Origin of the sequence: Pseudomonas sp. GM24 (assembly GCF_000282235.1) — a bacterium.
Classification (GTDB): Bacteria; Pseudomonadota; Gammaproteobacteria; order Pseudomonadales; family Pseudomonadaceae; genus Aquipseudomonas.
In genome coordinates, this window is the sequence record NZ_AKJR01000007.1 from 1 (window position 1) to 20,279 (window position 20,279).

The following is a 20,279-nucleotide window of genomic DNA, read 5'->3' on the forward strand; positions in this document are numbered from 1 at the left end:
CTACAGGAAAATGCCTATCGCCGTGTAGGAGCTGCCGCAGGCTGCGATCTTTTGATCTGAATGTCACCACATATCCATAAGCTGCCTGCTAAGGTTGGCAAGCCCGTCTTCGCAACGGATAATGCCCAGTTTTTCCACCCGCGCATCGATGCGCCCGCCGCGCTTGCGGTCGAAAGAGAAGACCATGAAAGACACCATTCGCCAGCTGATCCAACAAGCCCTCACCCAACTCGTCAACGAAGGTGTGTTGCCTGAAGGCCTGTCGCCGGCGATCCAGGTGGAGAACGCCCGCGACAAGACCCACGGCGACTTCGCCAGCAACATCGCGATGATGCTGGCCAAGCCTGCGGGCATGAAGCCGCGCGATCTGGCGGAAAAAATCATCGCCGCGCTGCCGGCTGACGAGAACGTCACCAAGGCCGAAATCGCCGGCCCGGGCTTCATCAATTTCTTCCAGAACACTCAGGCCCTGGCCTCGCGTCTCGACGCTGCCTTGGCTGATGCCCATGTTGGCGTGCGCAAGGCTGGCCCGGCGCAGCGCACTGTAGTCGACCTGTCGGCACCGAACCTGGCCAAAGAGATGCACGTCGGCCATTTGCGTTCGACCATCATTGGCGACGGCGTGGCCCGCGTCCTCGAATTCCTCGGCGACGAAGTGATCCGTCAGAACCACGTTGGTGACTGGGGCACCCAGTTCGGCATGCTGATGGCGTATCTGCAGGAAAACCCGATCACCAGCGACGAGCTGTCTGACCTGGAAAACTTCTACCGCGCGGCCAAGCAGCGTTTCGACGAATCCGCAGAATTCGCCGACCGCGCCCGTGGTCTGGTGGTCAAGCTGCAGGCCGGCGACGCCGAGTGCCTGGCGCTGTGGACCAAGTTCAAGGACATCTCGCTGTCGCACTGCCAGAAGATCTACGAACTGCTCAACGTCAAACTGACCATGGCCGACGTGATGGGCGAAAGCGCCTACAACGACGATCTGATCAATGTGGTCAACGACCTGAAAGCCGCTGGCATGCTGGTCGAGAGCAATGGCGCCCAGTGCGTGTTCCTCGACGAGTTCAAGAATGCTGACGGCGACCCGCTGCCGGTAATCATCGTCAAGGCTGACGGCGGTTACCTGTACGCCACCACTGACCTGGCGGCCGTGCGCTACCGCAGTGGCAAACTGAAAGCCGATCGCGCGCTGTACTTCGTCGACCAGCGTCAGGCCCTGCACTTCCAGCAAGTGTTCGCCGTGGCGCGCAAGGCCGGTTTCGTCACCCATCCGATGGAGATGGAACACATGGGCTTCGGCACCATGAACGGCGCTGACGGCCGTCCGTTCAAGACCCGTGACGGCGGCACCGTGAAGCTGATCGACCTGCTAACCGAAGCACAGGAACGTGCCTACAGCCTGGTGAAAGAGAAGAACCCTACGCTTGCCGAAGACGAACTGCGCAACATCGCCAAAGTCGTCGGCATCGGCGCGGTGAAGTACGCCGACCTGTCGAAGCACCGCACCAGCGACTACAGCTTCAACTTCGACCTGATGCTCAACTTCGAAGGCAACACCGCGCCGTATCTGCTCTATGCCTACACCCGCGTCGCCGGCGTGTTCCGCAAACTGGGCAAGGACTTCAGCGAAGTCGATGGCCAGATCGTGCTGGAAGCCGCACATGAGCAAGAGCTGGCGGCGAAACTGGCGCAGTTCGGCGAAGTGCTGAACAACGTGTCCGAGAAAGGCACGCCGCACATTCTCTGCACTTACCTATACGACGTTGCCGGTCTGTTCTCCAGCTTCTACGAGAACTGCCCGATCCTCGCCGCCGAAACCCCGGCCCAGATGCAGAGCCGTCTGCGTCTGGCCGCGCTGACCGGTCGCACCCTCAAGCAAGGCCTGGAGCTGCTGGGTCTGGAAACTCTGGAGCGTATGTAAGTTGGCTGCCAAGAAAAAACCTGCACCCAAGCGTGGCGCCAGCCGTTACCAAGCTCCTGCGAAGCAACCGATTCCGGGCTGGCTGTGGATGGCCATCGGCCTCACGGTCGGCGCGTTCATCGTGTTCCTGATGAAGCTCGAGCCGGGCAAGGGTAGCGACACGGTCAAGCGTGAGAAGGTCGAACAGGCGCAACAGCAGAAAGCGTCGAAGATCGCCGAGGCCAACAAGACTCCGCCGAGTCCGACTCAGCCAGTGAAGCCGAAGTACGACTTCTACACCCTGTTGCCGGAATCGGAAGTGATCGTGCCGCCGGACGCGGTGCCGGAGAAGACTCTACCGACGCCACAAGTGCCGGCCATCCCGACCACGCCAGTGACCCCGGCGGAAGCGGCGAAGATCGACACCGCGCGCGCGCAGGCAGCACTGGCCGGGATTACCCCGCCGCCAGCGCCACCAGTGAGCAAAGCGGCGCCGGTGACCAAGTTCTTCCTGCAGGCCGGTTCGTTCCGCAAGGAGACGGATGCCGACAAGGTGCGTGCGCAGATCATTCTGCTCGGTCAGGCGGTGGCGGTTGAGTCCGGCACGGTGAAGGATGAAACCTGGTATCGCGTTTTGGTTGGTCCGTTCAGCAACCGCGAACAACTGACCACGGCACAGAAACAACTGGCCGGCGCCGGCTTCAGCAACCTGTTGTTACAACAACGCCAAAGCCGCTGACCCTCGGCCGATCATTCCCACGCTCTGCGTGGGAATGCCTCAAGGGACGCTCCGCGTCCCAGCGGTGAAGGGACGCAGAGCGTCCCGGGCTGCGTTCCCACGCAGAGCGTGGGAACGATCAAATACAAGACACCGCTCGTCCCCTCTCCTGCGCTACGGTTGAAATCCTCTCCAGCACCCCCATATGAATGGGCATAAGGCACTTTCGCCCCGCTGTGTGGAGACTCTTCCCTTGACCACCATCGTTTCAGTCCGCCGTCACGGCAAAGTCGTCATGGGCGGCGACGGCCAGGTTTCTCTCGGCAATACCGTGATGAAAGGCAACGCGAAAAAAGTCCGTCGCCTGTACCACGGCCAGGTCATCGCCGGTTTTGCCGGTGCCACCGCTGACGCCTTTACCCTCTTCGAACGTTTCGAAGGCCAGCTCGAGAAACATCAGGGCCACCTGGTACGCGCCGCTGTCGAACTCGCCAAAGAATGGCGCACCGACCGCTCCCTGAGCCGCCTCGAAGCCATGCTCGCGGTTGCCAACAAAGACGCTTCGCTGATCATCACCGGCAACGGTGACGTGGTTGAACCCGAAGATGGCCTGATCGCCATGGGTTCCGGCGGCGCCTACGCGCAAGCCGCCGCCAGCGCGCTGCTGAAAAAGACCGACCTGTCGGCCCGTGAAATCGTCGAAACCGCCCTCGGCATCGCCGGCGACATCTGTGTATTCACCAACCACACTCAGACCATTGAGGAGCAGGATCTCGCTGAATAAGCCTGACGCGGCCCTGTGCCACGGCTTGTTTCTGCTTGAGGACCGTCAATTATTATGTCCATGACTCCCCGCGAAATCGTCCACGAACTCAACCGCCACATCATCGGCCAGGACGATGCCAAGCGCGCCGTCGCGATTGCCCTGCGCAACCGCTGGCGCCGCATGCAGCTGCCTGAAGAGCTGCGTGTTGAAGTGACCCCGAAGAACATCCTGATGATCGGCCCGACCGGCGTCGGTAAAACCGAGATCGCCCGTCGTCTGGCGAAACTGGCCAACGCGCCGTTCATCAAAGTCGAAGCGACCAAGTTCACCGAAGTCGGCTACGTTGGCCGTGACGTCGAATCGATCATCCGTGATCTGGCCGACGCCGCGATCAAGATGCTCCGCGAGCAGGAAATGACCCGCGTGCGCCATCGCGCCGAAGACGCTGCCGAGGATCGTATCCTCGACGCACTGCTGCCGCCGGCACGCATGGGCTTCAGCAATGAAGAAACCCCAAGCAGCGATTCCAACACCCGTCAGCTGTTCCGCAAGCGTCTGCGCGAAGGTCAGTTGGATGACAAGGAAATCGAAATCGAAGTCGCCGAAGTGGCCGGCATCGAGATCGCCACGCCGCCAGGCATGGAAGAGATGACCAACCAGTTGCAGTCCTTGTTTGCCAACATGGGCAAGGGCAAAAAGAAAGCGCGCAAGCTCAAGGTCAAAGAAGCGCTGAAGCTGGTGCGCGACGAAGAAGCCGGGCGTCTGGTCAATGAAGAAGAGCTGAAAGCCAAAGCGCTGGAAGCGGTTGAACAGCACGGTATCGTGTTCATCGACGAGATCGACAAAGTCGCCAAGCGTGGCAACGTCGGCGGCGCCGATGTGTCCCGTGAAGGCGTGCAGCGCGACCTGCTGCCGCTGATCGAAGGCTGCACCGTCAACACCAAGCTGGGCATGGTCAAAACCGACCACATCCTGTTCATCGCTTCCGGTGCGTTCCACCTGAGCAAGCCGAGCGATCTGGTGCCTGAGCTGCAAGGTCGTCTGCCGATTCGCGTTGAGCTCAAAGCGCTGAGCCCGTCAGACTTCGAACGCATCCTCAGCGAACCGCATGCCTCGCTCACCGAGCAATATTGCGCACTGCTGAAAACCGAAGGCCTGAACATTCAGTTCGAGCCCGAAGGCATCAAGCGTCTGGCGGAGATCGCCTGGCAGGTCAACGAGAAGACCGAGAACATCGGTGCCCGTCGTCTGCACACACTGCTTGAGCGTCTGCTTGAAGAGGTGTCGTTCAGCGCCGGCGATCTGGCCAGCACCCACGATGAGAAGCCGATTCTGATCGACGCCGAATACGTCAACAGTCACCTCGGCGAATTGGCGCAGAACGAAGACCTGTCCCGTTATATCCTGTAGGTCACCGTCCCTGTAGGAGCTGCCGCAGGCTGCGATCTTTTGATCTTTGATTTTTAAAAGACAAGATCAAAAGATCGCAGCCTGCGGCAGCTCCTACAGGGTGTTCCTCTAGTCGGATGACCTGCAATGACTACTATCCCCACCGACATCAAACTGCACAAAGCCTCGAAAACCCTGACGCTCACCTACGCGTCCGGCGAGGAATACACCCTGCCCGCCGAATTCCTGCGCGTGCATTCCCCCTCCGCCGAGGTCCAGGGCCACGGCAAACCGATCCTGCAATTCGGCAAGCTCAACGTCGGCCTGAGCAAACTGGAACCGGCCGGTCACTACGCACTGAAACTGACCTTCGACGACGGTCACGACAGCGGCTTGTTCACCTGGGATTATCTCTACGAGCTGGGGCGACGTTATGACGCACTCTGGGCCGATTATCTGGCCGAGCTCAAAGCGGCGGGCAAGACCCGCGATCCGAACGAGTCAGTCGTCAAGCTGATGCTCTAGCTCGTGCCTTGCGCTCATTAGAGGGCATTTTCTAAATTCATCTGTTTGAATGCTCTGCTGTGTGGCCGAGGATCGGCCCGCTTGCGAAAAAAATTAAACTCGGGTAACCAATGGAGCTGGCAAGTTCCCTGCAGTGCTCTACGACTGTAAAGCAGCTATGCAGAATTAACGGTCACCCGAGCAGTAGTACCTGGCATTGGCTGTGGAACTGCACAGCAGAAAACCGGGTACTCGTCTCAGGACAATGGAGCGTCGTAGATGAGTAACAAGAATAACGATGACCTGAAGTACCAAGCCTCGGAAAACACCCTGGGGCTTAATCCCGTCGTTGGGCTACGCGGAAAGGATCTGCTGGCCTCTGCTCGTATGGTGCTGAAACAGGCCATCAGACAACCGATCCATAGCGTCAGGCACGTTACCCATTTCGGCCTCGAACTGAAGAACGTGCTGTTTGGTAAATCCGAACTGCAACCGGCTGGCGATGACCGTCGCTTCGCCGATCCTGCGTGGAGCCAGAACCCGCTCTACAAACGTTATCTGCAAACTTACCTGGCGTGGCGCAAGGAACTCCATGCCTGGATCGATGACAGCAGCCTGTCACCCAAAGACATCGCCCGCGGCCACTTCGTCATCAATCTGATGACCGAAGCCATGGCCCCGACCAACACCGCGGCCAACCCCGCAGCGGTCAAACGCTTCTTCGAAACCGGTGGCAAGAGCCTGCTCGATGGCCTCTCGCATCTGGCCAAGGATCTGGTCCACAACGGCGGCATGCCGAGCCAGGTCAACATGGGCGCGTTCGAGGTCGGCAAGAGCCTCGGCGTCACCGAAGGCGCGGTGGTGTTTCGCAACGACGTGCTGGAGCTGATCCAGTACAAGCCGATCACCGAGCAGGTCCACGAGCGTCCACTGCTGGTGGTGCCGCCACAGATCAACAAGTTCTACGTATTCGATTTGAGCCCGGACAAGAGTCTGGCGCGCTTCTGCCTGCGCAATAACGTGCAGACGTTTATCGTCAGCTGGCGCAACCCGACCAAGGCGCAGCGCGAGTGGGGCCTCTCGACGTATATCGATGCGCTGAAAGAAGCGGTCGACGTGGTCACCGCGATCACCGGCAGCAAAGACGTAAACATGCTCGGCGCCTGCTCCGGCGGCATCACCTGCACCGCCCTGCTCGGCCACTACGCGGCGATCGGCGAGAAGAAGGTCAATGCCCTCACGCTGCTGGTCAGCGTGCTCGACACGACGCTGGACAGCGACGTCGCCCTGTTCGTCGACGAGCAGACCCTGGAGACCGCCAAGCGCCACTCGTACCAGGCCGGCGTGCTCGAAGGCAAAGACATGGCCAAGGTCTTCGCGTGGATGCGTCCCAACGACCTGATCTGGAACTACTGGGTCAACAACTACCTGCTCGGCAACGAGCCGCCGGTGTTCGACATCCTGTTCTGGAACAACGACACCACACGGTTGCCCGCCGCATTCCATGGCGACCTGATCGAGATGTTCAAAAACAATCCACTGATTCGCCCGAATGCACTGGAAGTGTGCGGCACGCCGATTGACCTCAAGCAGGTCACCGCTGACATCTTCTCGCTGGCCGGCACCAACGACCACATCACACCGTGGAAGTCCTGCTACAAGTCGGCGCAGTTGTTTGGTGGCAAGGTCGAGTTCGTGTTGTCGAGCAGCGGGCATATCCAGAGCATTCTGAACCCGCCAGGCAACCCGAAATCGCGTTACATGACTGGCGAAGAAATGGCGGCCAATGCCGATGAGTGGCAAGAGAACTCGACCAAGCACACCGATTCCTGGTGGCTGTACTGGCAGGCGTGGCAGGCCGAGCGCTCGGGCAACCTGAAAAAGGCCCCGCTGAAACTGGGCAACAAGGCGTATCCGGCGGGTGAAGCATCGCCGGGCACTTACGTTCACGAGCGGTAACTGACACCACCACACCCCGTGTAGGAGCAGCCTTCGGCAGCTCCTACACGGGGTGTGGTGAATTTAAATCCACAGGGCCTGACGCATGCCGCAACCGTTCATATTCCGTACCGTCGATCTGGATGGCCAGACCCTCCGCACGGCGGTACGCCCCGGCAAGCCTCACTTGACGCCCTTGCTGATTTTCAACGGCATCGGCGCCAACCTGGAGCTGGTTTTTCCGTTTGTCGCGGCGCTGGACCCGGATCTGGAAGTGATCGCCTTCGACGTGCCCGGTGTCGGCGGTTCCTCGACGCCGAACCGACCGTATCGCTTTCCCGGGCTGGCCAAGCTGACGGCGCGGATGCTCGATTACCTCGACTACGGTCAGGTCAACGTCATCGGCGTGTCGTGGGGCGGTGCGCTCGCGCAGCAGTTCGCCTACGACTACCCCGAGCGTTGCAAGAAACTGGTGCTGGCGGCGACCGCGGCCGGTGCGGTGATGGTGCCGGGCAAACCGAAAGTGCTGTGGATGATGGCCAGTCCGCGGCGCTACATTCAGCCTTCCCATGTGATCCGCATCGCCCCGCTGATCTACGGCGGCTCGTTCCGTCGAGACCCGACGCTGGCGGCCAGCCACGCCGCGAAAGTGCGTTCGGCGGGCAAGCTCGGTTATTACTGGCAACTGTTCGCAGGCCTCGGCTGGACCAGCATTCACTGGCTGCACAAGATCCACCAGCCGACGCTGGTGCTGGCCGGCGATGACGATCCGCTGATCCCGCTGATCAACATGCGCATGCTCGCCTGGCGCATTCCCAACGCCCAACTGCACATCATCGACGACGGTCATCTGTTCCTGATTACCCGTGCTGAAGCGGTGGCGCCGATCATCATGAAATTCCTCCAGGAGGAACGTCAGCGCGCGGTGATGCACCCGCATCCGACACCGCTGGGCGGTTAACCCCGGCGGCAGGCTTTATGCAGGCCTTTGGCAAAGAGTGCGCGGCAGGACGCCGCGCAGGCAGCAACCCGCAACAGCGTCTATGGTGTTCTGGTTCGGTGAGTTTGTTTTTGGCCTGAAGACGAAGGAGTGTTGAGTCATGCGCGACAAACCAGCGACGGGCGGAGTGCCCAGCCCCGCCGTGTTCATCAACGCACAAAGTGCGATCACCGGCCTGCGTGGCCGGGACATGATCTCGACCTTGCGCAGCGTCGCCGCCCATGGCCTGCGCAATCCGATTCACAGTGCGAAGCACGCGTTGAAACTCGGCGGTCAATTGGGCCGCGTGCTGCTCGGCGAAACCCTGCACCCGACCAATCCGAACGACAGCCGCTTCGCCGATCCGGCGTGGAGCCTCAACCCGTTTTACCGGCGCAGCCTGCAGGCCTATCTGGCCTGGCAAAAACAGGTCAAAAGCTGGATCGATGAAAGCAACATGAGCCCGGACGATCGCGCTCGTGCACACTTCGCCTTCACCCTGCTCAACGACGCCGTGGCGCCGTCGAACACCTTGCTCAATCCGCTGGCGGTCAAGGAGCTGTTCAACTCCGGCGGGCACAGTCTGGTGCGCGGCCTCAGTCACCTGTTCGATGACTTACTGCACAACGACGGCCTGCCACGTCAGGTGACCAAACAAGCCTTTGAGGTCGGCAAGACCGTCGCCACCACCACCGGCTCGGTGGTGTTTCGCAACGAAATGCTGGAGCTGATCCAGTACAAACCGATGAGCGAAAAGCAGTACGCCAAGCCGCTGCTGGTGGTGCCGCCGCAAATCAACAAGTACTACATTTTCGACCTGAGCCCACACAACAGCTTCGTCCAGTACGCACTGAAGAATGGCCTGCAAACGTTCATGATCAGTTGGCGCAATCCGGATGTACGTCATCGCGAATGGGGCCTGTCGACCTACGTCGAAGCGGTGGAAGAAGCGATGAACATCTGTCGGGCGATCACCGGCGCCCGCGAGGTCAACCTGATGGGCGCCTGCGCCGGCGGGCTGACCATCGCCGCCCTGCAAGGCCATTTGCAGGCCAAGCGGCAACTGCGACGGGTCTCCAGCGCGACCTATCTGGTCAGTTTGCTCGACAGTGAAATCGAAACCTCAGCCACGCTGTTTGCCGATGAACAAACCCTCGAAGCCGCCAAGCGCCGCTCCTACCAGAAAGGCGTACTCGACGGTCGCGACATGGCCAAGGTCTTCGCCTGGATGCGCCCCAACGATTTGATCTGGAGCTACTTCGTCAACAACTACCTGTTGGGCAAAGAACCGCCGGCCTTCGACATCCTCTACTGGAACAACGACAACACGCGCTTGCCCGCCGCATTTCACGGTGACCTGCTGGACTTCTTCAAGCACAACCCGTTGACCCATCCGGGCGGTCTCGAGGTGTGCGGCACACCGATCGATTTGCAGAAAGTCACCGTCGACAGCTTCAGCGTAGCTGGCATGAACGACCACATCACCCCGTGGGACGCGGTGTATCGCTCGACCCTGTTGCTCGGCGGCGAGCGACGTTTCGTGCTGTCCAACAGCGGTCATGTGCAGAGCATCCTCAACCCGCCGAGCAACCCGAAAGCCGCCTATGTCGAGAACGCCAAGATGAGCAGCGACCCGCGCGCCTGGTACTACGACGGCAAGCACGTCGACGGCAGTTGGTGGCCGCAGTGGCTGGAATGGATTCAACAGCGCTCCGGGGCGCAGCACGAAACCTCGTTCACCCTTGGCAACCCGAACTATCCACCGATGGAGGCAGCGCCCGGTACTTACGTGCGTGTGCGCTGACGCTTAACCGAACTTTTCTAAGAAGACTGGATGAAAACCCGCGACCGGATTCTCGAATGTGCTTTGCAACTGTTCAACGAAAAGGGCGAGCCGAATGTCTCCACCATGGAGGTGGCCAATGAAATGGGGATCAGCCCGGGCAACCTCTACTACCACTTCCACGGCAAGGAACCGCTGATTCTCGGGTTGTTTGAACGCTTCCAGAATGAACTGGCGCCACTGCTCGATCCACCGGCGGATGTGGAGCTGGCGCCGGAGGATTACTGGCTGTTTTTGCATTTGATTGTCGAGCGGCTGGCGCAATATCGGTTTTTGTTTCAGGACCTGTCGAACTTGGCCGGACGCTTGCCGAAGCTGGCCAAGGGCATTCGTCATCTGCTCAATGCGTTGAAGCGCACGCTGGCGTCGTTGTTGGCGCGATTGAAGGCGGCGGGGCAACTGGTCAGTGATACGCAGGCGTTGGGGCAACTGGTGGAGCAGATCACCATGACGTTGCTGTTCTCGCTGGATTATCAGCGGATTCTGGATCGTGAGGGGGAAGTGAGGCTGGTGGTTTATCAGATCATGATGCTGGTGGCGCCGCATTTGCTGCCGCCGGTTAAGGTCGCCACGGAGCGGATGGCCCTGCAATACCTTGAAGATCACGACTGAAATCAAAAGCCCCTCACCCTAGCCCTCCCGAAACGTCGGACCGCCCGGAGGGAGAGGGGACTGATTGGGGGATGCTGATGAGCTACACCGACCTGAAAGGGTTTTGTTGAATCCATAATCGACTCGATCGTTCAGGTCGACGTACGACGCAAGACACCTCGGTCGGTCCCCTCTCCCTCTGGGAGAGGGCTAGGGTGAGGGGCTGTTGGAATTCAGATACAAAAACGCCCGACCTTCACAGGCCGGGCGTTTTCTTTTGCCCTGAAGAATCAGGACTGACTGGTTGGCGTCGACGGCGTCGATGCAGCAGTCGGGGTGGCCGCCGGAGTCGGTGCTGCGGCGGAGTTCGACGCACTTACCGGAGCTGCTGGAGTGGCCGGTTTGGCTGCAGCAGGTGCGGCCGGTTTCGGCGCGGCGGCTTTCGCTGCGGCCGGTTTTTTCACGGCAGGCTTCTTCGCCGCAGCGGGTTTGGCCGCAGGTTTGGCAGCCGGTTTGGCGGCAGCGGTTTTCGCGGCTGGCTTGGCGGCTGGTTTCGCTGCCGTTTTGGCCGCAGGTTTTGCTGCCGGTTTGGCGGCGGCTTTGGCAGCAACCGGTTTGGCTGCAGCTTTAGCAGCTGGCTTGGCCGCTGCGGTTTTTGCTGCTGGCTTGGCCGCTGCTTTAGCTGCGGGTTTAGCCGCTGCTTTTGCCAGTGGCTTGGCAGCGGATTTTGCCGCTGGTTTGGCCGCCGCAGTTTTCGCTGCCGGTTTTGCCGCAGCGGTTTTCGCCGCCACAGGTTGAGCCTTCAGACCGGTGAGTTTTTCGATCTGTTTGGTCAGTGTGTCGACCTTGCTGTTAAGTGCCTTGACCTCATTGCGGCTCGGTACACCCAGGCGCGAAATCGCGCTGTTCAGGCGCTTGTCGAAAGCCCCTTCCAGCTCGTCCCACTTGCCCAGTGCGCGATCTTTCACGCCGCTGATGCGCGACTTGGCCGAAGAAGCAGAGTCCTTGGCGGCATCGACTTTTTTGCCGACTGCGGACTTGGTGAGCTTCTCGGCTTTCTCGCCGTCTTTGACCAATGTATCGAAGAGCTTGCTGCCGTCAGTGTCGATCTTCGAGTACACGCCTAAACCAGCCAGCCAGATTTTGCGGGAGTAGTCTTCGACTTTCCCGATCCACGAGCTGCCTTCTTTATCGGTGTTCTTTTTACCAGCCATCCCGTTCTCCTTAAGATTTACGCGCGACGCGTTCGAGCAATGCCGTCAGCTCATCGAGCTTAGCAGAGAGTGTCTCAACGTCATGTTTAGACGGAATGCCGATACGATTCAAGGCGCTTGCTACACGGGAGTCGAACGCCTTCTCGACCTTGTCGAGCTGAACTTCGACACGACCTTTGAAAGAACTCACTTCGCTCTTGGCTTCATCGATCTCGGCGTTGGCCGCTTCGAGTTTTTCGGTGACGGCTTTTTTGCCTTTCTTTTCAACACTTTGACCAGCCTTGATCAACTCTTGAAAGTAGTCGCTGCCTTCTTGGCCGACCTTGGCGTAGGCACCCAGGCCTGCCAGCCAGATCTTGCGGGCATAGGATTTGACGTCGCTCAGAGCAGAAGTCGAAGCGTCGATTTTTTTCTTCAAAATTACTTTGGCCATGGTGCACCTCACGCGCAGAAGGTTTGAGGAACTGCCCGGGAAAGTGTCGGGCTCAGGCACAAAGTAGGCAGAAAAATTAGAAACGGCACCCTAACAACTGACATGAATCGGTGGTGCCTGAATGAAAAGATCGCAGCCTTCGGCAGCTCCTACAGGGAAATGCGAGGTGCGATCTTTTGATGTTCAAACCAAAGCTTTGTCGAGGGCTTTTTCGATTTCGGCTTTGATCATGCCGCTCATGGCCGACATCATCAGGCCCAGCTCAACGTCGACCTTGATCGAATCGTCCGCCACATGCACCGCGCCTTTCACGCCCGAGCGCTTGAGGTTCAGGGTGTCGCCGGACCATTGCGGCTCCAGGCCATATTGCTCGGAGAGTTTTTGCGCCAGCTTGTCGGCCTTCTCGCGGGCGGCTTCCTTACCCAGATTGTGGGCACGCTCAACAGTGATTTTGGCCATTGATTGACTCCTGCTTTTTGAATGGGGCGAAAAAGATGTGTCGGTAAATCTTGACCGCCGCTGCGGCAAATCGTCCCGAGGGTTGCCCATCTTACCTTTAGCCATTCCAAGACAAAGCATGGCTTGGGGATTAGAATGTCGCGCATTCTCTTTTGGTGACAGCGATATGAATGATCAGCGCAAAGGCAGCGATGCCGAACCCACCACTCACTTCGGCTTCAAAAACGTTCCGGAAAGCCAGAAAGCGGAAAAAGTCGCTGAGGTTTTCCACTCGGTAGCCGCCAAGTACGACCTGATGAACGACCTTCTGTCGGGCGGCATGCACCGTCTGTGGAAGCGTTTCGCGATCGAACTGTCGGGCGTGCGCAGCGGTAACCGCGTGCTGGACATCGCCGGCGGTACCGGTGACCTGACCAAAAAGTTCTCGCACCTGGTCGGCCCGACCGGTCAAGTGGTGTTGGCCGATATCAACGAATCGATGCTCAAGGTCGGTCGTGACCGCCTGCTCGATCTGGGTGTCGCCGGCAACGTCGAATTCGTTCAGGCGGACGCGGAAAAACTGCCGTTCCCGGACAATCATTTCGACTGTGTGACCATCGCCTTCGGCCTGCGCAACGTGACGCACAAAGAAGACGCCCTGCGCTCGATGCTGCGCGTACTCAAGCCGGGCGGTCGTCTGCTGGTGCTGGAGTTCTCCAAGCCGACCAATGCGCTGATGTCGAAAGCCTACGACGCCTATTCGTTCGCCTTCATGCCACTGATGGGCAAGCTGATCACCAACGACTCGGAAAGCTATCGCTACCTGGCCGAATCGATCCGCATGCACCCGAATCAGGAAACCCTGAAGTCGATGATGGTCGACGCCGGTTTCGACCGCGTGACCTATCACAACATGACCGCAGGCATCGTCGCCCTGCACCGCGGCATCAAGCCCTGATGTTGCTCACCGGGCTGCTCGCCAGCGTTGAACTCGGCCTCAACCGGGTGCTGCGTCTCGACAGCACGGCGCTGCCGCGGCTGGCGCATTTGACCGGCAAGGTGATTGCCGTCGACTGCCGCAGCCCGGCGCTGCAACTGTTCATTCTGCCGAGCGACGAAGGTTTGATGCTGGCCTCGCACTGGGAAACCGGTGTCGACTGCACCCTGCGCGCGCCGGCCTCCAGCCTGATCAAACTGGCCGTGAGCAAAGACAAGACCGCGGTGTTGCACGCCCCGGAAGTCGAGCTCGATGGCGACAGCGGCGTGCTGCTGGAGCTGGCCGGTGTCCTGCAAGACCTTGAGCTGGACTGGGAGTACGAACTCTCGCGCTGGCTCGGCCCGGTCGCCACGCAACTGGTCGGTGGCCATCTGCGCAGCCGCGCGCGCTGGTATCAACAAGGATTTGCCAGCCTCAACCAGAACCTCGCCGAATACCTCGCCGAAGAATCGCGCACCCTAGTCGGGCAGCGCGAAGCCGAAGCGCGGTTCAGCGAACTGGACCGGATCAAACTTGATCTGGAACGTCTCGAGGCGCGTTTCGAGCGCCTTTCCCGATCCCTCGACCCAAGCGATAACGCATGAAGCTGCTCGCCGTCCGCCGTCTGTTGCGCATCCAGTCTGTCGTGATCCGCTACCGCCTCGATGACCTGCTGTTCGATCTGCCGCTGCCCTGGTTCCTCCTGGCGCTGCGCTATGTGCTGCCGTGGCGCTGGTTCCCGCGCAAGCCGCTGGACCTGAGCCGTGGCGCGCGTCTGCGTCTGGCGTTGCAGGATCTCGGGCCGATTTTCATCAAGTTCGGGCAGATTCTCTCGACCCGCCGCGACCTGCTGCCGGAAGACATCGCCGATGAGCTGATGCTGCTGCAGGACCGCGTGCCGCCGTTTGACTCGCAACTGTCGATCAAGCTGATCGAAGAGCAACTGGGCAAGAAAATCAGCGACGTGTTCAGCCGTTTCGACGTCGAGCCGCTGGCCTCAGCCTCGGTTGCGCAGGTGCATGCCGCGCAGCTGAAAACCGGCGAAGAAGTCGTGGTCAAGGTGATCCGCCCGGGCCTGAAGCCGATCATCGCGCAGGATCTGGCGTGGCTGTTCATCCTCGCCCGCGCCGCCGAAAAACTCTCGGCCGACGCGCGTCTGCTGCACCCGGTCGACGTGGTCCAGGACTACGAAAAAACCATCTACGACGAACTCGACCTGCTGCGCGAGGCGGCCAACGCCAGCCAGTTGAAGCGCAACTTCGAAGGTTCGCCGCTGCTCTATGTACCGCAAGTGTATTGGGACTGGTGCCGGCCGAAAGTGCTGGTGATGGAGCGCATCTACGGCATTCAGGTCACCGATCTGGCGACCCTCGCCGATCAGCGCACCGACATGAAAATGCTCGCCGAACGCGGTGTGGAGATTTTCTTCACCCAAGTGTTCCGCGACAGTTTCTTCCACGCCGACATGCACCCGGGCAACATCTTCGTCAGCACCGTCAACCCGTGGAGCCCGCAGTACATCGCGATCGACTGCGGCATCGTCGGCAGCCTGACCCCGGAAGACCAGGACTATCTGGCGCGCAACCTGTTCGCCTTCTTCAAGCGTGACTACCGTCGTGTGGCGCAACTGCACATCGATTCGGGCTGGGTGCCGGCGGAAACCAAACTCAACGAATTCGAAGCGGCGATCCGCACCGTGTGCGAACCGATCTTCGAAAAACCGTTAAAAGATATTTCATTTGGCCAGGTGCTCATGCGTCTGTTCCAGACCGCGCGGCGCTTCAACATGGAAGTGCAACCGCAACTGGTGCTGCTGCAAAAGACCCTGCTGAACATCGAAGGCCTCGGCCGTCAGTTGTATCCGGATCTGGATCTGTGGAACACCGCGCAGCCATTCCTCGAACGCTGGATGCGCGAGCGCGTCAGCCCCAAAGCCTTGCTGGGCAACGTGCAGAGCCAGTTCGAACAACTGCCGCATCTGGCCAACATGGCCCGCGACCTGCTCGAACGCATGTCGCAACCGCACGCCTACGATCCACCGCCGCCATGGCATAAACGCAAGGACGACTGGTTCCTGCGCTTGCTCGGTTGCGCGCATCTGGCCGGCGGGGTGATCCTCGCTATCGGTGGCCCGCTTAACGAGTTGGGGCATTGGCCTGCGGGAATCATGGTGGCAGTCGGCTTGTATCTGGTCGTTCGCCGATAGCCAGTTTCGTGATCGGCTGGCACACTGTTTCAATGCCTGAACCCGACTATTGAAGTGTGGGGTTCGCTGTCGGAGTCGAAGATGAAAAACTGGCTGGACGAGATCAAGTGGGACGCTGATGGCCTGGTGCCGGCGATTGCCCAGGATCACAAGACCGGACGCGTGCTGATGATGGCTTGGATGAACCGCGAAGCGCTGGAACTGACCGCCGCGGAAAACCGTGCAATCTACTGGTCACGTTCCCGTGGCAAGCTGTGGCGCAAGGGCGAGGAGTCAGGGCATGTGCAGACGCTGCATGAGATGCGTCTGGACTGTGACGCCGACGTGATCATCCTGATGGTTGAACAGATCGGCGACATCGCTTGCCATACCGGCCGTCAAAGCTGCTTTTACCGTGTCTTCGAGAACGGCGACTGGAAAACCGTCGACCCGGTCCTGAAAGACCCGCACGCTATCTATTCCGCAGGACACAAACATGAGTGACACCCTGACCCGCCTGGCCGAAGTGCTCGAAGAGCGCAAAGGCGCAGCCGCCGACAGCTCCTATGTGGCCAGTCTGTATCACAAGGGTTTGAACAAGATTCTGGAGAAAGTCGGCGAAGAGTCGGTCGAAACCATTATTGCCGCCAAGGACGCCGCGATCAGTGGCGACTGCAGCGACGTGATCTACGAGACCGCCGACCTGTGGTTCCACAGCATGGTCATGCTCGCCCAACTGGGGCAGCATCCGCAGGCCGTGCTGGATGAACTGGACCGTCGCTTCGGCCTGTCCGGACACGTCGAGAAAGCCTCGCGTCCGTCCGCCTGAACAACTTTTAGAGAGGAACAGCAACATGGGCATTTTTGACTGGAAACACTGGATCGTCATTCTGGTTGTCGTGGTGCTGGTGTTCGGCACCAAGAAACTGAAAAACCTCGGCACCGACGTTGGCGAGTCGATCAAGGGCTTCCGCAAAGCCATGAACGACGATGAAAAACCGGCTGCCGATCCAACCGTGACACCTGCGCAGCCAGTGCCACCGGTGCAGCCGCAAGCCACCGCTCAGGCCAACCCGCCGCACACCATCGATGTGCAGGCGCAGAAAGTCGAAGAGCCGATCCGCAAAGACGTGTGAGCACTGACTAATGTTTGGTATCAGCTTCTCTGAACTGCTGCTCGTCGGCCTCGTCGCCCTGCTGGTGCTGGGCCCCGAGCGTCTGCCGGGCGCTGCACGCACCGCCGGCCTGTGGGTCGGTCGGCTGAAGCGCAGCTTCAACGCGATCAAACAGGAAGTTGAACGTGAAATCGGTGCCGACGAGATTCGTCGGCAACTGCACAACGAGCACATTCTGTCGCTGGAGCAGGAGGCGCGGAAGATTTTCTCGCCGGTTCAGCAGGAGCCGACGCCGGTTGAGCATGTGGGTCAGCAGACGATTCATGCGCCGACTGCACCCGTCGCGCCTGCTCCGACACCTGCACCTGCTGCCGTTGTAGCGCCGACAGAACCGGCAGCCGTAGAAACCTCGGTTGAACACGTTGCGCCAAACGCCGCGCCGATCACACCAGCGCCTCACGACCCTACTCTGCCGCCGCGAGCCCCATGAGCGATCTCCCCGAAAACGACCAGCACATGCCGCTGGTTTCGCACCTCACCGAGTTGCGCACCCGCCTGCTGCGTTGTGTGGCGGCGATCTTCATCATCTTCGCCGGGCTGTTTGCGTTCACCCAGCAGATCTACACCTTCGTCTCGACGCCGCTGCGCCAATACCTGCCGGTCGGCGCGACGATGATCGCCACCGATGTGTCGTCGCCGTTCCTGACGCCGCTGAAGCTGACGATGATGGTCTCGCTGTTTCTCGCGATCCCGGTGATCCTGCATCAGATCTGGGGCTTTATCGCGCCGGGCCTGTACAAGCATGAGAAACGCATCGCGGTGCCGCTGCTGGTGTCGAGCATTCTGCTGTTCTATACCGGCATGGCGTTCGCCTATTACTTCGTGTTCCCGCTGATCTTCAAATTCTTCGCTGCGGCCACCCCGGCCGGCGTGGAAATGATGACCGACATCGCCAGTTACCTCGATTTCGTCATGACGCTGTTCTTCGCCTTCGGCGTGGCGTTCGAGATTCCGGTGGCCGTGGTGCTGCTGGTGTGGATCGGTGTAGTCGACGTCGCCTACCTGAAGAAAATCCGCCCGTACGTGATCATCGGCTGCTTCGTGGTCGGCATGATCCTGACGCCGCCGGACATCTTCTCGCAAACCCTGCTGGCCGTGCCGATGTGGATGCTGTTTGAAATCGGCATTCTGTTCGGTGGCCTGATCAGCAAGCGCGAACGCCCGGACGAGAACCCGGCCGACGACCACAACGACCAGCCACCAGCGACCCAGGCATGAACCTGCTGTTGCTCGAAGAGGCCGATTTCATTGCGGCCGACCGCGTGGTGCTGCGTGATCGCCGCTTGACACACATGCAGGAAGTTCATCGTTCGGAAGTCGGTGACAGCCTGCGCGTCGGGCGCATCAACGGGCTGATGGGTTCGGCTGAACTGCTGCGTCTGGAACCGGGTGAAGCGGAGCTGCGTGTCAGCCTCGATCAGCCGCCACCGGCCAAGCTGCCACTGACGCTGGTGCTGGCCCTTCCGCGCCCGAAGATGCTCCGCCGGGTGTTTCAGACCGTGGCGACCATGGGCGTGTCGAAGGTGATCCTGGTCAACAGCTACCGGGTCGAGAAGAGTTTCTGGCAGACGCCGTTTCTTGAGCCGGAAGCGATTCGCGAAAATTTGATCCTCGGCCTCGAACAAGCCCGCGACACCGTGCTGCCGGAAATCATCATCGAGAAGCGCTTCAAGCCATTCGTTGAAGACCGGCTGCCGGCGATTACCGAAGGCACCCTCGGGCTGGTCGGCCATCCCGGCAACTACCCACCGTGCCCGCGCGCGCTCAGCGAACCAGTGACGCTGGCCATCGGCCCTGAAGGCGGCTGGATCCCCTACGAAATCGATCTGCTGGCCAAGTCCGGCCTGCAACCGGTGCAACTCGGCGAGCGCATCCTGCGCGTCGAAACCGCCGTCACCGCCCTGCTCGCCCGTCTCTTCTAACCAAACACAGCTCCTACATTGATACCGTGCGGGTCCGGTGGATAAATGGTGTTACAGATTGCCATCATTCGGCCGATACCTTCTCCATAAGTCCAATTAGTGGTCCGAAGGGAGTGGTCGCATGTACCGTTGGTTAGCCGAGAGTCTTGGAAACGTCAGCGTCAAACGCAAGCTGGGCATCGGTTTCGGCCTGGTGCTGTTGCTGACACTGTTGATCACCTTCACCGGCTGGACCGGCATGAGCGGCATTATCAGCCGCGGTGACAAACTCGGCTTTATCTCCAGTCTCAACGAGCTGACCAAGGACCTGCGCCTGGCGCGCATGGACTACGACATGCGGCGCGGCGAACAGGGACCGGGCACCGTCAACGAATTCCTCAGCAAACTCGAAAGCGGTCTGCAATCGGCACGCGGCATGATCGAGCAGCCGTCCGATGTGGCGATGGTCGATCAACAATTGGCTGCCGTGGCCGAATACAAACGTGCCTTCGGCGAAATGACCCAAGCCACCGTGCAGCGTGAAGACGCACGCAGCAAACTAGGCGCCAATGCCGACAATGCCGTGGCCAAGGTCGGCGAGGTCGAGAGCGCGCTGCTACAAGGCGACAGCGTCGCGCAATACAACGCGGTGATCGAACTGAGCAAACTGCTGCAGCAAGCGCGATATCAGGTGCGCGGTTACACCTACAGCGGCAAGGCCGATGCCGAGCAACCCGCCCTGACCGCGATCGACAATGCCCTGAAAAACCTCGAAAGCCTGCCGTCCCGCGTCCCAGACCAGCATATCGCCAACCTGCAGCAAGCCACCGACTCGCTCAAGGCTTACCGTGCAGCCGTTGCGCAATTTCGTGATTCTCAAGTAAAAAACGCTGCAGCACTGGCCAACATGTCTGCTCAGGGCGACATTTTGATCGCCGTCAGCAAGAAACTGACTGAATCGCAGACCGTGGTTCGGGACACTGACGCCGCACGTGCCAAAAACCTGCTGCTGATCGCCACCGCACTGGCCGTCGCATTCGGCCTGCTGGCCGCCTGGGCGATCACCCGGCAGATCATCATTCCGCTGAACCAGACCCTGAAAGTCGCCGAGCGCGTGGCCGCCGGCGACCTGACCCACAACCTCGTTTCCCTGCGTCGCGACGAACTCGGCCAACTGCAACGCTCGATGCAGAGCATGACCCAAGGCCTGCGTGAACTGGTGGGCGGCATCAGCGATGGCGTCACTCAGATTGCCAGCGCTGCCGAAGAACTCTCAGCGGTGACCGAGCAAACCAGCGCCGGGGTCAATAATCAGAAAATCGAGACCGA

General features: G+C 60.1%; 22 protein-coding genes and 1 pseudogene. 19 read left to right on the plus strand and 4 right to left on the minus strand.

Features of this window, described 5'->3' with window-relative positions; genetic code table 11:
• Positions 1–63: 63 nt before the first annotated feature.
• Positions 64–186 (minus strand): hypothetical protein, encoded by a 123-nt coding sequence (locus PMI23_RS30135; RefSeq protein ID WP_256579857.1) that lies wholly within the window; start codon positions 184–186, stop codon positions 64–66.
• Here PMI23_RS30135 and argS point away from each other — a divergent pair.
• From argS to PMI23_RS00260, 9 genes are all read left to right on the plus strand, one after another.
• A complete protein-coding gene (argS, locus tag PMI23_RS00220) occupies positions 185–1,921 on the plus strand; it encodes an arginine--tRNA ligase (RefSeq protein WP_007949586.1) in 1,737 nt (578 codons plus the stop codon). The two genes, PMI23_RS30135 and argS, sit on opposite strands and share 2 nt — an antisense overlap.
• 1 nt (position 1,922) lies before the next feature.
• Positions 1,923–2,639: an SPOR domain-containing protein gene (locus tag PMI23_RS00225; protein ID WP_007909385.1), complete on the plus strand. Its 717-nt coding sequence runs from the start codon at positions 1,923–1,925 to the stop codon at positions 2,637–2,639.
• Between the two features lie 232 nt (positions 2,640–2,871).
• Positions 2,872–3,402: an ATP-dependent protease subunit HslV gene (gene hslV, locus PMI23_RS00230; RefSeq protein WP_003186641.1), complete on the plus strand. Its 531-nt coding sequence runs from the start codon at positions 2,872–2,874 to the stop codon at positions 3,400–3,402.
• A gap of 54 nt (positions 3,403–3,456) precedes the next feature.
• Positions 3,457–4,794, plus strand: coding sequence for an ATP-dependent protease ATPase subunit HslU (gene hslU, locus PMI23_RS00235; protein WP_007909384.1), 1,338 nt, complete (start codon positions 3,457–3,459; stop codon positions 4,792–4,794).
• 126 nt (positions 4,795–4,920) lie between these two features.
• Positions 4,921–5,298, plus strand: a complete 378-nt coding sequence (locus PMI23_RS00240; RefSeq protein ID WP_007909382.1) for a gamma-butyrobetaine hydroxylase-like domain-containing protein — start codon at positions 4,921–4,923, stop codon at positions 5,296–5,298.
• A 258-nt stretch (positions 5,299–5,556) separates the two neighbouring features.
• Entirely contained in the window at positions 5,557–7,236 is a 1,680-nt protein-coding gene (gene phaC / locus PMI23_RS00245; protein WP_007909380.1) for a class II poly(R)-hydroxyalkanoic acid synthase, read from the plus strand.
• An 85-nt stretch (positions 7,237–7,321) separates the two neighbouring features.
• On the plus strand, positions 7,322–8,176 hold the full coding sequence (gene phaZ, locus PMI23_RS00250; protein ID WP_007909378.1) for a poly(3-hydroxyalkanoate) depolymerase: 855 nt from the start codon (positions 7,322–7,324) through the stop codon (positions 8,174–8,176).
• 139 nt (positions 8,177–8,315) lie between these two features.
• Complete coding sequence (gene phaC / locus PMI23_RS00255; RefSeq protein WP_007949589.1) at positions 8,316–9,998, plus strand: class II poly(R)-hydroxyalkanoic acid synthase; 1,683 nt, start codon at positions 8,316–8,318, stop codon at positions 9,996–9,998.
• A gap of 30 nt (positions 9,999–10,028) precedes the next feature.
• Positions 10,029–10,649, plus strand: a complete 621-nt coding sequence (locus tag PMI23_RS00260; RefSeq protein WP_007909369.1) for a TetR/AcrR family transcriptional regulator — start codon at positions 10,029–10,031, stop codon at positions 10,647–10,649.
• Positions 10,650–10,918: 269 nt separating this feature from the next.
• Here the strand turns inward: PMI23_RS00260 and PMI23_RS00265 are convergent, their stop codons facing one another.
• From PMI23_RS00265 to PMI23_RS00275, 3 genes are all read right to left on the minus strand, one after another.
• Positions 10,919–11,842, minus strand: coding sequence for a phasin family protein (locus PMI23_RS00265; protein ID WP_007909367.1), 924 nt, complete (start codon positions 11,840–11,842; stop codon positions 10,919–10,921).
• 10 nt (positions 11,843–11,852) lie between these two features.
• Positions 11,853–12,275 (minus strand): phasin family protein, encoded by a 423-nt coding sequence (locus PMI23_RS00270; RefSeq protein WP_007909366.1) that lies wholly within the window; start codon positions 12,273–12,275, stop codon positions 11,853–11,855.
• 183 nt (positions 12,276–12,458) lie between these two features.
• On the minus strand, positions 12,459–12,734 hold the full coding sequence (locus tag PMI23_RS00275) for a polyhydroxyalkanoic acid system family protein (RefSeq protein WP_007909364.1): 276 nt from the start codon (positions 12,732–12,734) through the stop codon (positions 12,459–12,461).
• 166 nt (positions 12,735–12,900) lie between these two features.
• Between PMI23_RS00275 and ubiE the strand changes: the two genes are divergently transcribed.
• The 10 genes and pseudogenes from ubiE to PMI23_RS30225 form a co-directional block, all read left to right on the plus strand.
• A complete protein-coding gene (gene ubiE, locus PMI23_RS00280) occupies positions 12,901–13,671 on the plus strand; it encodes a bifunctional demethylmenaquinone methyltransferase/2-methoxy-6-polyprenyl-1,4-benzoquinol methylase UbiE (protein ID WP_007909362.1) in 771 nt (256 codons plus the stop codon).
• On the plus strand, positions 13,671–14,294 hold the full coding sequence (locus PMI23_RS00285) for a ubiquinone biosynthesis accessory factor UbiJ (RefSeq protein ID WP_007909360.1): 624 nt from the start codon (positions 13,671–13,673) through the stop codon (positions 14,292–14,294). Before ubiE ends, PMI23_RS00285 begins: the two co-directional genes overlap by 1 nt.
• A complete protein-coding gene (gene ubiB, locus PMI23_RS00290) occupies positions 14,291–15,895 on the plus strand; it encodes a ubiquinone biosynthesis regulatory protein kinase UbiB (RefSeq protein WP_007909358.1) in 1,605 nt (534 codons plus the stop codon). The genes PMI23_RS00285 and ubiB overlap by 4 nt, the downstream gene beginning before the upstream one ends.
• Positions 15,896–15,976: 81 nt before the next feature.
• Positions 15,977–16,378 (plus strand): phosphoribosyl-AMP cyclohydrolase, encoded by a 402-nt coding sequence (gene hisI / locus PMI23_RS00295; protein WP_007909357.1) that lies wholly within the window; start codon positions 15,977–15,979, stop codon positions 16,376–16,378.
• Positions 16,371–16,703, plus strand: a complete 333-nt coding sequence (locus PMI23_RS00300) for a phosphoribosyl-ATP diphosphatase (protein WP_007909355.1) — start codon at positions 16,371–16,373, stop codon at positions 16,701–16,703. The genes hisI and PMI23_RS00300 overlap by 8 nt, the downstream gene beginning before the upstream one ends.
• A gap of 25 nt (positions 16,704–16,728) precedes the next feature.
• Positions 16,729–17,010 (plus strand): twin-arginine translocase TatA/TatE family subunit, encoded by a 282-nt coding sequence (locus PMI23_RS00305; RefSeq protein ID WP_003220847.1) that lies wholly within the window; start codon positions 16,729–16,731, stop codon positions 17,008–17,010.
• Positions 17,011–17,020: 10 nt separating this feature from the next.
• Positions 17,021–17,479 carry a Sec-independent protein translocase protein TatB gene (gene tatB / locus PMI23_RS00310; protein ID WP_007909351.1) on the plus strand — a complete coding sequence of 153 codons (459 nt, stop codon included), beginning with the start codon at positions 17,021–17,023 and terminating at the stop codon, positions 17,477–17,479.
• Positions 17,476–18,267: a twin-arginine translocase subunit TatC gene (gene tatC / locus PMI23_RS00315; RefSeq protein ID WP_007909342.1), complete on the plus strand. Its 792-nt coding sequence runs from the start codon at positions 17,476–17,478 to the stop codon at positions 18,265–18,267. Before tatB ends, tatC begins: the two co-directional genes overlap by 4 nt.
• Positions 18,264–18,971, plus strand: coding sequence for a 16S rRNA (uracil(1498)-N(3))-methyltransferase (locus tag PMI23_RS00320; RefSeq protein ID WP_007909339.1), 708 nt, complete (start codon positions 18,264–18,266; stop codon positions 18,969–18,971). Before tatC ends, PMI23_RS00320 begins: the two co-directional genes overlap by 4 nt.
• Before the next feature lie 238 nt (positions 18,972–19,209).
• A pseudogene (locus PMI23_RS30225) lies at positions 19,210–20,154 on the plus strand (methyl-accepting chemotaxis protein); the annotation flags it as partial.
• Between the last annotated feature and the right edge of the window lie 125 nt (positions 20,155–20,279).

Coding starts and splice junctions, on each gene's coding strand:
- argS (WP_007949586.1), top strand. CDS start 185: ATGAAAGACACCATTCGCCAGCTGATCCAACAAGCCCTCACCCAACTC.
- PMI23_RS30135 (WP_256579857.1), bottom strand. CDS start 186: ATGGTCTTCTCTTTCGACCGCAAGCGCGGCGGGCGCATCGATGCGCGG.
- hslU (WP_007909384.1), top strand. CDS start 3,457: ATGTCCATGACTCCCCGCGAAATCGTCCACGAACTCAACCGCCACATC.
- PMI23_RS00240 (WP_007909382.1), top strand. CDS start 4,921: ATGACTACTATCCCCACCGACATCAAACTGCACAAAGCCTCGAAAACC.
- phaC (WP_007909380.1), top strand. CDS start 5,557: ATGAGTAACAAGAATAACGATGACCTGAAGTACCAAGCCTCGGAAAAC.
- phaZ (WP_007909378.1), top strand. CDS start 7,322: ATGCCGCAACCGTTCATATTCCGTACCGTCGATCTGGATGGCCAGACC.
- phaC (WP_007949589.1), top strand. CDS start 8,316: ATGCGCGACAAACCAGCGACGGGCGGAGTGCCCAGCCCCGCCGTGTTC.
- PMI23_RS00260 (WP_007909369.1), top strand. CDS start 10,029: ATGAAAACCCGCGACCGGATTCTCGAATGTGCTTTGCAACTGTTCAAC.
- PMI23_RS00265 (WP_007909367.1), bottom strand. CDS start 11,842: ATGGCTGGTAAAAAGAACACCGATAAAGAAGGCAGCTCGTGGATCGGG.
- PMI23_RS00270 (WP_007909366.1), bottom strand. CDS start 12,275: ATGGCCAAAGTAATTTTGAAGAAAAAAATCGACGCTTCGACTTCTGCT.
- PMI23_RS00275 (WP_007909364.1), bottom strand. CDS start 12,734: ATGGCCAAAATCACTGTTGAGCGTGCCCACAATCTGGGTAAGGAAGCC.
- ubiE (WP_007909362.1), top strand. CDS start 12,901: ATGAATGATCAGCGCAAAGGCAGCGATGCCGAACCCACCACTCACTTC.
- PMI23_RS00285 (WP_007909360.1), top strand. CDS start 13,671: ATGTTGCTCACCGGGCTGCTCGCCAGCGTTGAACTCGGCCTCAACCGG.
- ubiB (WP_007909358.1), top strand. CDS start 14,291: ATGAAGCTGCTCGCCGTCCGCCGTCTGTTGCGCATCCAGTCTGTCGTG.
- hisI (WP_007909357.1), top strand. CDS start 15,977: ATGAAAAACTGGCTGGACGAGATCAAGTGGGACGCTGATGGCCTGGTG.
- PMI23_RS00300 (WP_007909355.1), top strand. CDS start 16,371: ATGAGTGACACCCTGACCCGCCTGGCCGAAGTGCTCGAAGAGCGCAAA.
- PMI23_RS00305 (WP_003220847.1), top strand. CDS start 16,729: ATGGGCATTTTTGACTGGAAACACTGGATCGTCATTCTGGTTGTCGTG.
- tatB (WP_007909351.1), top strand. CDS start 17,021: ATGTTTGGTATCAGCTTCTCTGAACTGCTGCTCGTCGGCCTCGTCGCC.
- tatC (WP_007909342.1), top strand. CDS start 17,476: ATGAGCGATCTCCCCGAAAACGACCAGCACATGCCGCTGGTTTCGCAC.
- PMI23_RS00320 (WP_007909339.1), top strand. CDS start 18,264: ATGAACCTGCTGTTGCTCGAAGAGGCCGATTTCATTGCGGCCGACCGC.